The organism is Veillonella faecalis (assembly GCF_024677885.1).
GTDB lineage: Bacteria > Bacillota > Negativicutes > Veillonellales > Veillonellaceae > Veillonella > Veillonella nakazawae.
In genome coordinates this window covers 300822-315070 of sequence record NZ_JALBWL010000001.1, presented here as the reverse complement: position 1 = coordinate 315070, position 14249 = coordinate 300822, and the positions used below count along the sequence as shown (strand labels likewise).

16 protein-coding genes are annotated in these 14249 nt (G+C 38.0%); 1 reads left to right on the top strand and 15 read right to left on the bottom strand.

Annotation, left to right across the window (positions count from 1 at the left end):
* Positions 1-2: 2 nt before the first annotated feature.
* The 5 genes from MOQ65_RS01420 to nth form a co-directional block, all read right to left on the bottom strand.
* On the bottom strand, positions 3-908 hold the full coding sequence (locus MOQ65_RS01420) for a DUF1385 domain-containing protein (protein ID WP_257846702.1): 906 nt from the start codon (positions 906-908) through the stop codon (positions 3-5).
* A gap of 57 nt (positions 909-965) precedes the next feature.
* On the bottom strand, positions 966-1163 hold the full coding sequence (rpmE, locus tag MOQ65_RS01415) for a 50S ribosomal protein L31 (RefSeq protein ID WP_004696185.1): 198 nt from the start codon (positions 1161-1163) through the stop codon (positions 966-968).
* Between the two features lie 79 nt (positions 1164-1242).
* Positions 1243-1512 carry a YdbC family protein gene (locus tag MOQ65_RS01410; RefSeq protein WP_005386267.1) on the bottom strand — a complete coding sequence of 90 codons (270 nt, stop codon included), beginning with the start codon at positions 1510-1512 and terminating at the stop codon, positions 1243-1245.
* 110 nt (positions 1513-1622) lie between these two features.
* Positions 1623-3062, bottom strand: a complete 1440-nt coding sequence (locus MOQ65_RS01405; protein ID WP_257846434.1) for a hypothetical protein — start codon at positions 3060-3062, stop codon at positions 1623-1625.
* A gap of 1 nt (position 3063) precedes the next feature.
* A complete protein-coding gene (nth, locus tag MOQ65_RS01400; protein ID WP_257846433.1) occupies positions 3064-3699 on the bottom strand; it encodes an endonuclease III in 636 nt (211 codons plus the stop codon).
* Between the two features lie 123 nt (positions 3700-3822).
* Here nth and MOQ65_RS01395 point away from each other — a divergent pair, with 123 nt between their 5' ends.
* Entirely contained in the window at positions 3823-4092 is a 270-nt protein-coding gene (locus MOQ65_RS01395) for a DUF896 domain-containing protein (protein WP_257846432.1), read from the top strand.
* Positions 4093-4154: 62 nt separating this feature from the next.
* Here the strand turns inward: MOQ65_RS01395 and MOQ65_RS01390 are convergent, their stop codons facing one another.
* The 10 genes from MOQ65_RS01390 to murD form a co-directional block, all read right to left on the bottom strand.
* Complete coding sequence (locus MOQ65_RS01390; RefSeq protein WP_213467922.1) at positions 4155-5402, bottom strand: aminotransferase class I/II-fold pyridoxal phosphate-dependent enzyme; 1248 nt, start codon at positions 5400-5402, stop codon at positions 4155-4157.
* A 244-nt stretch (positions 5403-5646) separates the two neighbouring features.
* A complete protein-coding gene (locus tag MOQ65_RS01385) occupies positions 5647-6216 on the bottom strand; it encodes an outer membrane beta-barrel protein (RefSeq protein WP_024064722.1) in 570 nt (189 codons plus the stop codon).
* A gap of 81 nt (positions 6217-6297) precedes the next feature.
* A complete protein-coding gene (gene ftsZ, locus MOQ65_RS01380) occupies positions 6298-7341 on the bottom strand; it encodes a cell division protein FtsZ (protein ID WP_156718992.1) in 1044 nt (347 codons plus the stop codon).
* Between the two features lie 138 nt (positions 7342-7479).
* A complete protein-coding gene (locus tag MOQ65_RS01375) occupies positions 7480-7824 on the bottom strand; it encodes a small basic family protein (RefSeq protein WP_005386246.1) in 345 nt (114 codons plus the stop codon).
* Complete coding sequence (locus tag MOQ65_RS01370; RefSeq protein WP_024065456.1) at positions 7821-8516, bottom strand: DUF881 domain-containing protein; 696 nt, start codon at positions 8514-8516, stop codon at positions 7821-7823. Before MOQ65_RS01370 ends, MOQ65_RS01375 begins: the two co-directional genes overlap by 4 nt.
* Positions 8517-8539: 23 nt before the next feature.
* Positions 8540-9397 (bottom strand): cell division protein FtsQ/DivIB, encoded by an 858-nt coding sequence (locus MOQ65_RS01365; protein WP_024065457.1) that lies wholly within the window; start codon positions 9395-9397, stop codon positions 8540-8542.
* Positions 9398-9424: 27 nt separating this feature from the next.
* Positions 9425-10357 (bottom strand): D-alanine--D-alanine ligase family protein, encoded by a 933-nt coding sequence (locus MOQ65_RS01360; protein ID WP_257846431.1) that lies wholly within the window; start codon positions 10355-10357, stop codon positions 9425-9427.
* Positions 10354-11736, bottom strand: a complete 1383-nt coding sequence (murC, locus tag MOQ65_RS01355; RefSeq protein ID WP_257846430.1) for a UDP-N-acetylmuramate--L-alanine ligase — start codon at positions 11734-11736, stop codon at positions 10354-10356. Before murC ends, MOQ65_RS01360 begins: the two co-directional genes overlap by 4 nt.
* A 14-nt stretch (positions 11737-11750) precedes the next feature.
* Positions 11751-12860 carry an undecaprenyldiphospho-muramoylpentapeptide beta-N-acetylglucosaminyltransferase gene (gene murG / locus MOQ65_RS01350; protein WP_257846429.1) on the bottom strand — a complete coding sequence of 370 codons (1110 nt, stop codon included), beginning with the start codon at positions 12858-12860 and terminating at the stop codon, positions 11751-11753.
* Complete coding sequence (murD, locus tag MOQ65_RS01345; RefSeq protein ID WP_257846428.1) at positions 12860-14230, bottom strand: UDP-N-acetylmuramoyl-L-alanine--D-glutamate ligase; 1371 nt, start codon at positions 14228-14230, stop codon at positions 12860-12862. The genes murG and murD overlap by 1 nt, the downstream gene beginning before the upstream one ends.
* Between the last annotated feature and the right edge of the window lie 19 nt (positions 14231-14249).

The following is a 14249-nucleotide window of genomic DNA, read 5'->3' as shown; positions in this document are numbered from 1 at the left end:
GTTTATTCCTCTTCATATGCATCACTCTCAGAAGGGCGAACCTCTTCAAGAGCTCGTATAGCAACTTCAATTTGATCATCTTCTGGTTCACGTGTGGTCATGTACTGTAATGCAAGACCTGGTTTGATAAGAGCTTTCACAAAGGAATGCTCACTACGACCAGCAAGACGAATAACCTCGTACGCAATACCTGCTACTACTGGCATAAGAAGTACGCGGCTTACGATACGTTCCAACAAATTAGGCCAACCTAAAAAGGCAAATACAAAGATACTTACTACCATAACGATGAGTAAAAAGTTTGTACCACATCGAGCATGTAAACGACTTTGTTGACGAACGTTTTCTACAGTAAGAGGCAAGTCTAATTCATAGGTATGAATTGTTTTATGCTCTGCCCCATGATATTGGAAAACTCGTTGAATATCCTTCGTAAGACCAATACCCCAAATGTAGAGTAGAAAAAGAACTAAACGAATGACACCTTCAATGAGATTTAATACTACATGATTATCCTGTACACCAGGAATAAATTTTACGATAAAGGTAGGCAATGCCAAAAATACAGCTATCGCAAATATGGTGGAAATAACCATAGTAATGGCAATTTCACTATTAGACATTTCTTCCTCTTCATCGCCAGCGGCTTTAGCGGAGAAGGACAATGCCTTCATGCCAATAACTAGAGATTCATAGAGGGCTACACAGCCCCGAAGAAATGGTTTTTTCAAAATTGGATATGTGTCAGCAATAGATTTTGTAGGCTCTTTTTGAACTACAATGGTTCCTGATGGTTCTCGTACAGCTGTTGCTGTAACACCAGGTCCCCTCATCATGACACCTTCGATCACAGCTTGTCCACCGACAAACTTTTTAATACGTTCTGTGTTCACAAGAGCTCCTCTCATAAACAAATAGAGGCAGAGCCCATAGCCCTGCCAATAGATGCTACATTACATGACAAATTATTTGCCGTAACGTTTGTTAAATTGTTCAATACGACCACGAGCTTGAGCTGCGCGTTGTTGACCAGTGAAGAACGGATGGCATTTGGAGCAAACGTCTACACGAAGGTCTTCTTTTACAGAGCCAGTTTTGAATGTGTTGCCACAACCGCAAGTTACTGTAGCTTCTTTATAGTCTGGATGAATACCTTGTTTCATTCTATACACCTCTTTCCGACAATCAATATTATTCTTATAGATTATAGCATGACATATGCACAAATGCAAGTTGCCAATACTATTCCTTGGATGCTTGTTTTTCTTCAATAGACTCAGCTAGGATGGTCTCTAAGTCACTTTCATTAAGGATGTCACGCAATGCGATGAGCTCCTCTAAAGAAAGGGTAATACCCTTTTTCATGCTTGTATATTCACTATCCCAAGCACGAAGGTCAAACTTAGGATTATATTTGCCCCAGCTAGTGCATGTTAATTGTTTTTTCCAACCGTCTTTATCTTCAGATAAAGTACCAATAACTTTGAAGATTTCAAAATTAATAACAGCCATGAATCCTCCTTTCTTACACATGCGTGTAGTATGTTTCATACCTACTATATTTAGTAGTTTATATTTTTTAGGATACGATATATTTTAAACTAAATATTGGACTTTTACAATTAGTTTTTATAATCGCTATAATCTTCAATATCAATAGATGTTGTAGGTGGCATAACTTGAGCGCCTAATTCATCTACTGTAGATTTCCAATCCTCTGTCGCTTCTGTCACAGCCTTGATATACGCTTCATCAGCTGCTTGAACAGATGTGATTAGTTGAGCCTCGTCGTTAACATCTAATACGCGTCGGCGTACGCTGCTAAGCATATAACCGAATGACTCATCTGTTTGAACGAGCATGGAAACTTCTTGAATCAATGTTTGACCAATAGTGCTACAGAAGTATGCATACCACATATAGGCTAATTCAGCATCTGGGAACATCCAATAAATGTCCTCTTTTGGTGCTTCTGTAGTAATATCTACATCTACATGATCGGCATGACGTTTAAATGTAAGGAAATAAGCGCCATTTTCAACAAGAGCATTACGACCTAATTCAGAAACTCGGCTGTCGATACAGTAAATACCATCTTGTCCTAAGGCTACATCAGTTTGACCGCCTGGTAGCAAAATAGAACGTAAAGACAAGCCATAATTTAATACGGTAAACACTGGCAATTGAGCGAACACACCATGAGGCAATGGAATATAGTTAATCGTTTTCCATTCTTCTCCTACGCGTTCACGTAGACCAACACGCATTTTTTTAACATCATATTTGCCATATACAATTTCGTAAGCCCCTAATGGTGTCCATTCACGAATCGCTTCTACACGCTTTTGATTCAAAAAGAATTGCAATGCCATATTATTCAAGCCCAATTGGTTTTGTGCCATTGTAGCAGGCAAGAATAATTGTGCAGTTCCTTCTGGAACAAGATTATGTAAACCATTAGCCACTTCTTCCACAATATCTTCAGATGATTGGAACATACCAACCGTCCCTGTAAAGATATGATCAAAATAGCTACGATGAGGCCATTGATTAATAATTTGAGCCATCGGATACAAACGTGTCAAAATGCTATAGCATACTGGAGATGCAGTATAAAGCACAACTTTTTTATCTTCATAAGATTGAAGGATTTCTTCAATCATGCCTGCATATTCTTCTACATAAGCATAAAGAACGAGTTCTCCCGTTTGACTATGGGCTTCTATACTTTCACGAACAGGAGTCTCCCAGATAGTACCAACATCTAGACCATCTAAAATACCTGTGTCGCTAATAAAATCAAATAATTCGACTCTAAAGGAAGGGCCATATAGAGCTTGGAATGTATTCAAATCATATGGAACAGGGCCAAAAGATTCTACTGTAGATTTTTCTGCTAACGCATACAAATCATCAGCCGTAACGCCCCACTCACGGGAGCTAGCATTACTAGAAATCAATTGATCTAACACTTTAAAACGCATTAACTCATTTACAATATCAATACCTTCAATACTATGAGTAGCACAAAGGGCAATAAATTCTTCGTTATTTACTTTCATATTAAACCTTTCCAGCTGAAGGACATAAGTGATTTAAAAAACATTCTTCACATAATGGCTTACGAGCCTTACATAGTTTACGACCATGATAAATCAACCAGTGATGAGCAGCCGACCAATCCTCTTTAGGAATTGCCTTCTGCAACTGTAATTCCATCTCTTCTGGTGTTTTAGCAATACCCAGTTTTAATCGGTTAGACACACGGAATACATGAGTATCTACAGCAATCGCTGGCGTACCAAATAATACAGATACTAGCACATTTGCAGTCTTACGACCTACACCAGGTAATTCAACGAGTTGATCAAACTCCCGTGGCACTTCCCCATTGTATTGTTCTACTAGAATCTGACAAGTGGCAATCAAGTTTTTGGCTTTAGATTTATAAAGGCCACAGTCCTTAATCAGAGTTTCTAATTTGGTAACCCCAATTGCTAACATCTTAGCCGGATGATTTAGTTCAGGAAATAACCGTTTAGTAACGATATTAACTCTCTCATCCGTACATTGTGCAGATAATACGACTGCCACTAATAATTCAAATTCATTTGTATACTCAAGGGCAGGTTTTGCATCAAAATAATGCTCTTGCAATAATTTCAATTGCTCTGCCTTTATTGCTTTTGTTACACGCATATAGCTCTCCTTTCTCACTTGTGAAAGTACAGACGCGTACAACTTATATCTTACCATACGTATTCATTTAGTTCTATGTTATAATAAATCATGTTATTCTAATATAGAATACAGGAGGTCAATATGAGCAATATTAACGATACATTAAAACGTATAAATGAACTAGCAGCAAAGAAAAAATCTGGGCAACAACTCACACCAGAGGAATTAGCAGAAAAAAAAGAACTTTATGAAATTTACTTAAGCTTCATTCGAGGCCAAATCACAGATACATTGGACCGTGTTGAATTCGTGGATCCTGAAACAGGTGAACGTACAGCTCCTAAACAAGCGCTCGAAAACTTGGCTAAACAAGCTGACAAAGACATTAAAGAACATAAAGATATTCACTAATATAGCAAAAAGCCACTTGATACAAGTATCAAGTGGCTTTTTGTATAAGTTTTAATTATCTATTATAATTTGCCGAGTCGTTTCATAGCATTATAAATTTTTTCAGCTAGTCCTGTCATTTGGAATTTAGGAATACCACAAGCAGCTATGCGAATACCGTTAGCTAAAGCGATAACATAGATATGTTCTTTTTTCAACTCTTCACAGATAGCATTAGCAGAATCTGTAGGAATCGTAATAAAGAAACCACCGCGATATGGCAACATAGGAAGACCAACTCGGGCTGCTTCTTGTTTAAATATATCAGCACGATCGCGAATCAATTGATAATAGCAATTACGTTCATCTTCATAAGCTTTAAACTTAGCTGGATCAGCTACAATATTTGCCATTGTACGCATTGCAGGCCGGCATATATTAGACCATGTAGCACGGCTTGTAGATTTGTTGATTTCTAAGAATTCATCAGCAATTTCTTCATCATCAGAAATACCAATCAAGGCACCTACACGTTGCCCATACATAGTGAAGCCTTTAGACAAGCTATAGCAAACACATGTAAGGATTTCTTTTGGCAAATGACTGAATTTACTAAAGAATGCACGAACCTCTTCTTTTTCACCAGAATAATCAAGGTATGCAACATCAATGCCAATGATTACATTATTACGGCCTATAGCAACGAGTTCTTTCAAGAAGTTAAGGATAGATTCCCAATCTTTGTCCTCAATAGAGTAACCTGTTGGGTTATTACCAGGTGTATTAAACAAAATTACAACATTTGTTTGTTTCGCAGCTAATTCATTTACACGATTTTGGAACGCTTCATGGTTAAAGTTATTATGTTCATCAAATAAAGAATAGGTAACAAGTGTACGACCTACATCGCTACAAAGTATACGATAGGCACCCCAGTACCAATCAGCAGTCAACACCTCATCACCAGGTTCTGTATAGTTATGAACTAAGTGATGAATACCGCCTGTACCACCTGTAGTAGCAATACTACGGATATGACCTTCTGGACGAGATTGTCCAAAGCATTCCGCCTCTGCAGCAGCAAGGAACTCAGGTACACCTGCAATCGGAGCATAACCAATATGTTCAGAATCTGGAAGACTTAAATATTCGTCCTTAACGGTTTTAAGGAATACTAATTTACCATCTTCATCATAAATCGCACCTAATGTACCATTAACAACGTTCTCGCGACCATTTTCTTTAGCATCAGCTTGGGCTTGGCCAGCAGTTACAAAGATTACATCTTTAAGTTTTTTCCCTTTTGCATGCTTTGCAGCAACACTTGTCATAACTTGCACCATCCTATCTAAAATGAATTATTACATATTTATCATACCTAAACTTATTTAATTATACAATGAGTATTTAAAAATATATTGTATACATAAGAAAAAATACTAATTACAATCTGAATTATAAAAAAGCTAAGGTATATAGGATATATACAATATCCTATATAAAATATTTTTATAAATCATATGCTAGTATTTATAAACAAAAAAAGACCACTCATTAGAGTGGTCTTTGATATCCTTAGAAGGAGTAGCCTACACCAGCGTGTAAACCTTTTGCAGTTTTATCGTTGCTGTTTACGCTATATTTATCATAGCCATAGTATACGTTCAAGTCTACATCAGGGCGAACTTCATATTGAGCACCTACTTGGTAAGTTTGTTTAATATCGTTACCCCAACCAGCTTTAGCAAAGCCGTTTACTTTTTCTGTCAATGGCACATGACCAATAACACCAGCTTGGAAACCTAATTCTGTATCATTTGTACGAATTGCAGTACCAGCACCATAAACGTTTACGTTTGGATGCACTTTATAAACTAATGCTAATTGATGATCTTTAATGTCGCCATTTTTTGCATTCAATTTATCATAAGAATATTGAACAGCAGTTTTATTGGAAAGATCGTGTTGCAAAGAAACACCGAAACCGTCGTTGCTATTGCCGCCACCTTTAGATACATGTTGTTTAAATGCATAATCAGCTTGTACTTTAGTGGAACCGTCGCTAATTTTTGTTACAGGTGCCGCTGCAAATGCACTACCTGCCACAACTGTAGCTGCTAGAGTTAATAATACTAATTTCTTCATTTGTACCTCCTATACACATATCTCAAGATATGTCTTACTAAGTTACTTATTTACGAATGTCTTGATTATACACTCTATAAATTAGCGTTTCATGAATACAGGGATATCTGGGATACCGCTGTTAGTTGTTGTTGTAGTGGATGCTGGACGAGATGTAGTAGTTGTTTTACCGAATTCTGGTACGCTTTTTGTATTAGAATTAAAGCCAGTAGCCACAACTGTAATTTGAACTTTATCGCCCAAGCTTTCATCGATAACAGAACCAAAGATGATATTTGCATCAGGATCTGCTGCTTCAGAAATGATTTCAGCTGCTTCGTTGATTTCGAACAAGCTCAAGTTTGCACTACCAGAAATGTTGAGCAAGATGCCTTTAGCACCATCGATGGAAGTTTCCAACAATGGGCTATTGATAGCCATTTTTGCAGCATCTGCAGCGCGGTTTTCACCTTCGCCAATACCAATACCCATCAAAGCTTCGCCTTGTTCAGTCATGATAGTTTTTACGTCTGCAAAGTCAAGGTTGATTAAACCAGGAACTTGAATCAAATCAGAAATGCCTTTGATACCTTGACGAAGTACATCATCAGCTGTGCGGAATGCATCGCTCAAAGAACATTTTTTATCTACAACTTGTAACAATTTGTCATTAGGAATAACGATAATTGTATCAACTTTTTGAGTCAAGAACTCAATGCCTTTTTCTGCTTGTGCACGACGACGTTTACCTTCAAATGCGAAAGGTTTAGTTACAACGCCTACTGTTAATGCACCAATTTCTTTAGCACATTCAGCTACGATTGGAGCAGCACCAGTACCAGTACCACCGCCCATACCAGCAGTTACGAATACCATATCAGCACCTTCAAGAGCTTTAATGATTTCTTCACGGCTTTCTTGAGCTGCTTCTTCACCGATTTGTGGGTTAGCACCAGCACCAAGGCCTTTAGTAACTTTTTCACCGATTTGAATTGTTACATCCGCTTTAGACAATTCAAGCACTTGGCTTTCTGTATTAGCAGACAAGAATTGAACACCTTTAAGATCGCTATCTACCATGCGATTAACAGCGTTATTACCGCCGCCACCAACACCGATAACTTTAATATTTGCAAAATCAGACATTGAACTTCCTCCTCTTATCGTTATCTATTGTATCAATATACGTCCCAATGTATCGATTTATATACTGACTATCTTATAACAATTACATTTATTTTACACTAAAATTTGAAAACTTTCCACTATATAGAATGGGATTTATTAGAACCGCTTAGTCATAATTATTTTGCGTATAGCGCCTACATTAATAAATACACGTAACCCAAATCCAATAAGGGCCACATAGTATAGGTTAATACCTATTAAATCACCAACATATACAAGAATAACAGCTAATACCATATTTGAAAAGAACCCAATGACAAAGTTACTGAGATCAAAGGTTCTTTCCAATGCTGCTCGACTGCCACCAAATACTGCATCTAAAGCTGCTAGAACAGCTACCGAAGTATAGTTCGAATAACTAGCGGGGATATGAAGTGGTGCTATCCATCCTAAGATAGCCCCTATAATTAGGCCAATGATGGCAAAGATATAGATATTCATTCTTTACCTCCTAACTCATTAGGCTTCATATGTTCTTCTCTAAAAGTACCTGTGAAAGCAGGAATGGCTACATCCTCTTCTTGCTTTATAGTTACCTTTATTCCCCAATGTTTAAGTGAATCTACTACACCACCGCGCATAGTGAGCGCAGAATTTAATGTCTTTGGATCTCCAATAGCTTTCACCGTAAAGGGAGCTCCAAAGACCTTCCCATTTACAGTAATAGTCGGGCCTGAACATCGTATTTCAGACGTTCCTATGAGGCGTTGATCATTAATAGCTATCGCTTCAGCCCCACCAGCCCGTAATTCATTAACAATTCTTAGAATATCTTCATCATGAATTACATACAAATTTGGGTTTTCTCCACTTTGTACAGGCTTTAAGCTATCTTCAATCAACACACTAACGCCCGGCCCTTTAACATTAGTTAAAGCCGCTTTCATCATGAGCTGTTCATCAGCTTTACCACCGCCATTGGCACCAGATTTTTTTAGTGACTCAATTTGCTTTAACAAAGCATCACGTTCACTCTGGGCCTCTCTCAATTGTACCGCCAAATCGCCAGTTCGTTGTAAGCGAATATTTTCTTCTATATTATCTTGAGTCATCTTATATTGGGTAACAACCATGAACCCTAATATACAGCTGACTATGGCAATTGCCCACCGTTCGTGTCTCACGACAATCATCTACCTTTATATTCAACATGACCTTATCTATCTTGTTTTTTATCATCCTTCTTAGTAGATGAATTTTCTGTAGTCGGTGCTCCATTCTGATGCTTTTTAACTTCCGGCATCACATCGGTTTTAATGTACGGCGATGAAACATTAACATCTATATACTGTACATTACCATGTGTCTTTTTAATATCTTGTAACATCGACTGAGTTAGCTCTGCTTTTTTAGCTAAGTCTTTGCCATCGCCCAGTCGAATCTGTACACCTGATACAGTATATGCCATTATCGCATCAGGGTCTCCAATATTAACCTCTGCAATATTCTTGAATGTCTCCTCATCGAGTGAGTTCAAATATTCAAGAGCCGCCAATATCGGTTTATCTACTACCGTATCACCTAATAGTATATTTCCAGCTTTCACACCAGAAATCATAGGAACAGATGTGTCTTGTATAGCTGGCTCAGATGCGATCACTTGTCCCTTACTATCAAGGGTTAAGTATCCAAACTGGGCCGGTACGACTGCAACTGCCTTGCGTTCTACTACATTTACCACCATTGTCAGTGGCAACTGATAGCTAATTTGAGCCTCTTCGACACGTAAATCTTTCGATAATCTAGTTTTTAATTTTTCTGTACTAATCTGCAATATATTAACAGGTTCATGAATATCACCAGCTACCATTACATCTTGTACAGTTACCTTATCCGATCCAGTAACTTTTAAGGATCCAAAAGGAATAGGTAGTGTAAACAACCCCACCAACACGAGAGTAACTGCACCACCGATTTTTAACACTCGTTTTCTAAATACAGCCCGTTCATCACGAACAGGTGTAGAAGACTGCATCTCCCCAGAGTTGGATGGATGGTTTTGCTTATCATCCATAGTTAACTCCTTATCTTCTATTAGCCCTTAAAATTTCCCTATACTAGCTGTTAATAGAATTTTTTCACATAATGTTGGGAAGTCAATTCCCATTTCTTTTGCTGCTTTTGGTACTAAAGATGTTGCGGTCATACCAGGCACAGTATTATATTCAAGAACATACATATTATCTGCATGGTCTGTCATAACATCAACACGAATTACCCCACTGCCTTGTACTTCACGATACACAAGTTCCCCAATGCGTTGCATTTCAGCAGTCATTTCTGCACTAATAGGCGCTGGCACTAAATACTCAGTAGCACCAACAGTGTACTTACTCTTGTAATCATATTCACCAGAATGTGGACGAATTTCAATAACAGACAATGCTTTACCATCTAAAACAGATACTGTAAATTCACGACCATCAAGAAATTGTTCTACCACAAGAATAGGGTCATATTTTAGAGCTTCCGTTACAGCCTCTTCTAACTGAGCTTCATCGCGAACAATAGTAACCCCAATACTAGAACCTTGAGTGGCAGATTTTACAACTACTGGAATTGTAAAATCTTTGCGGATATGTTCAATAATAGTCTCTGCAGATTCAAGATTACCATTGAAGGACTCGGATGTCGCAGTCGGAATATTGGCACCTTTAAATACATCTTTACTTACTTTTTTATTCATACCTACTGCATGAGCCATAATACCTGACCCAGTGTATGGAATTTCAGCCATTTCTAATAGGCCTTGCAACGCACCATCTTCGCCATAACGACCATGAATTGCATTAAATACAACCTCGCCACCTAAGTTTTCAATATCTTTTAATACAGTGCGCGGATTGAGTTCTAAAGTTTGGGCATTATAACCTTTACTTTCAAGTGCTTCTGCAATAGCAGCGCCAGTACGACGAGATACCTCAGCCTCTTTGGAAGGACCGCCCATTAATACGATTATTTTTTTATCTTTCATTGTAAGCCTTCCTCCAATATAGCTAATAATTTTGGCCCATATTGATTAATAGAACCTGCCCCCATGGTGATAACTAGGTCATTAGGTCTTACTACTTTCGCTAATACCTCAGGCAAATCGTCAACAGATGGTACATAATTTACATCTTGACCTGTGGCCGCTTTAATAGCATTTGGAATCGTATTGCCATCAATACCAGGGATTGGATCTTCACCAGAGCTATAGATATCTGTCATATATACTTCATCAGCGCTTGTGAAAGCAGTAGCAAATTCATCCTTTAACAAGCTTGTGCGAGTAAAGCGATGTGGCTGGAATACACAGATAACACGATGTTTTTCCAACTCTTTTGCTGCTTTCAATGTTGCTTTAATTTCTGTAGGATGATGAGCGTAGTCATCAACAACCCATACACCTGCTACGTGACCTTTTGTTTCGAAACGACGTTTTGCACCGATAAACTTACCTAAACCTTTAGTAATGGTGCGCGTTTCTACACCACAGCAATCATGAGCAACAACAAAGGCAGCCAACGAATTCAATACATTATGATCACCAGGAACTCGTAAGCGAATGCGCTCAACATTCACACCATTATGGTATACATCATAGACCAAAGTAGAGTCTACATAGTGAATATTTTTAGCTACATAGTCATTATTATCACTTAAGCCATATGTAATGAAATTACGATTTACACGGCTCATAACATAACGAATATTCTCATTATCTCCACATACGATTGCTTTGCCAGATTCTGGTAACGTTTCGACAAACTCACAAAATGCATTTAACAAATTATCCATTGTTTTGTAGTGATCCATGTGATCATCTTCAATGTTAGTAATAACAATAGTATGTGGTCGTAGTTTCAAAAAAGACCCATCACTTTCATCTGCTTCTACTACAGAGAAATGGCCTTTACCAAGGCAACTACTACCTTTTAAATAATCTACTTCACCACCGATAATAACTGTTGGATCAGCTTCTGCTTCTACTAAAATTTGACCAATCATGGATGTAGTAGAAGTTTTACCGTGAGCACCAGCTACTGCAATGCCATCTGTTACGTCTAACACAGCTTTTACAATATCGGAACGGTGTAAAATTGTAATACCTTGCTCTTTAGCAGCTACAATTTCAGGGTTATCTTCGCGAATAGCCGTAGAACGAACTACAGCATCAACGCCTTTTACATAATCTTTATTATGGCCAATATGAACTGTAGCGCCCATATTTCTGAACTTTTCAATAACTGCAGAATCAGCTACATCTGAACCAGATACGTCATAACCTTTTTGAATTAAAATATTCGCTATAGCACGCATGCCAGACCCACCTATACCAATAAGATGAATCTTATGAATACCGTCTAACATAAAACCTCTCCTTGTTACTTTGCAATAGATAATGCTAATTTTGCAATATCATGAGCTGCATTAGGTTTACCTAACTGCAGCGCTCGTTCTCCCATTTGTGACAATAAATCACGATTGGCCATAAACATTTCAATTTCCCCTATCAAATCATGGGCACTTAACATTTGATCAACAATCATATGCGCTGCCCCTTCTTGAACAAAAATACGGGCATTATAGGTTTGATGATCTTCCGCTGCATATGGATATGGTACCAATACAGACGGAATACCTCGAACTGCTAGTTCAGCAAGACCGATAGCACCAGACCTAAAGACTGCTAAATCAGCTGCCGCTAATGCTTTTGGCATATCGTGTAAATATGGCAAAATCAATGAGGAATTACCTAAACCATCACCATCGGTAATACCAAGCTGAGATAACACAGATTGATATTCCCCATCCCCTGTAATATGGATTAATTTAATTCCATCTGTTCCTTGAAAATGCTTATGTACATCTATCATAGCATTATTGATAGTTCTCGCCCCACGAGAACCACCAGCTATAAGAACGGTGAACGTGTCATCACTTAAATTAAAATAATTACGTCCATCTTCCCTAGTATCAACTAATACATCAGGACGTACTGGATTACCAGTATATACTACGCGTTTTGCCTTTGAAAAAGATGATTCTGCATCCTTGTAGCCCATAGCGACTACATCAACAAAACGGCTTAGAATTTTATTTGTAATGCCTGCAATGACATTTTGTTCCTGTATCAACGTTGGAATATTGCGCAATGCTGCGGCCATAAGAATAGGACCACAAACATAACCACCCGTACCAATAACTACATCAGGCTTAAAGTTAGAAATGATTGCATTAGCTTTCACAAGAGAAAAAGCAGTCTTGCCTAACGTCACCAACGTACCAAAAGATAATTTACGTTGCAAACCTTGTACAGGTAATGTAGTAAATTCAATGCCTTCTTTAGGCACTAAGGTAGCCTCTAAGCCCCTTTCCGTTCCTACATATAAAACCTGTGCATCAGGGTTCTGTTTCATAATTTCCTTATATATAGTTATTGCTGGGTATATATGTCCACCAGTGCCACCACCTGAAATAATGATACGTTTCATTAATGGTGTCTCCCTTCTTGCAACATATGAACACAGTTTTTAAAATCATCGCCACGTTCTTCAAAACAGCTATACCAATCAAAACTTGAACAAGCTGGCGATAATAATACAATATCACCTTGGGTAGCCAATTTATAACCCTGTTCTACAGCATCTTTCATAGATGAAGCTCTATAAATAGGCTGAACACCAGCCTCTTTTGCAGCAGCTTCAAATCGATCCGCCGCTTCCCCCATAAAGATAACAGCTTTTGTATGATCTTTAACAAGCTGCATAAAGTCTTCTAACGGAGTCATTTTATCATGACCACCAGCTAATAAAATAACGGATTGATCAAAGGATTCCAATGCTTTTACAACAGAATCTACATTAGTAGCTTTAGAATCATTATAGAATGTAATTCCATCAAGAGTTTTAACTCGTTCTAATCGGTGTTCAACACCATGGAACTCGCTTATAATACGATGAATGGTTTCTACCGGCACACCTAACGCATAAGCTAAAGCGATAACAGTTAAAATATTTTCAATATTATGGCTACCTGGAATGTGGATATCAGCACTACCAATAACAGATGTTGCTGTACCATTCTTTGTTACATAACATTGTCCTTTATCATAGTAAGCACCATTTGAAACCACTTGATGTTGACTAATTTCAAGGATATGGCTAAGTGCACGATGTTTCATGTCTGCTACAATAGGATCATCAATATTAAGCACCATAAAATCTGTACTCAATTGATTTTCAAAGATGCGTTCCTTCGCAGCAATATAATTTTCCATTGTCTTATGACGAGCTAAATGATCTGGTGTAATGTTAAGCATAATAGCACCAATCGGTCTAAAATACTTAATTGTTTCTAATTGATAGCTAGATAACTCAGCTACCAAAAAACCATCTGCTGGCATGGAATAAGCTACTTCACTAAGAGAATCGCCGATATTGCCACCAACGCGAACTGGCTTTCCAGTTCCTTCCAATACCTTAGTTAATAATGTTGTAGTAGTGGTCTTACCATTTGTACCTGTAACGGCTACAATTGGTGATTTAGATAACTCATAAGCTACTTCTACTTCACTAACCACATCAATACCACGAGCTTGAGCGGCTTTTACAATGGGAATATCTAGAGAAATACCTGGAGAAATAACGATGCGATCCACGCCATCTAGCAAGGATTCATCTTGACGACCTGTAATAATATCTACACCTGCTGATACAAGTCTTTCTTCCTCATCTGCAGGCAGTGTAACAGGCTTATAATCATTTAACACTACATGGGCCCCAACTTGAGCTAATACCCAAGATGCGCCTATACCGCTGGCACCAGCGCCAAGAACAAGTATATGTTTATCTCCGTATTCCATCTATATCACCTAAATTATC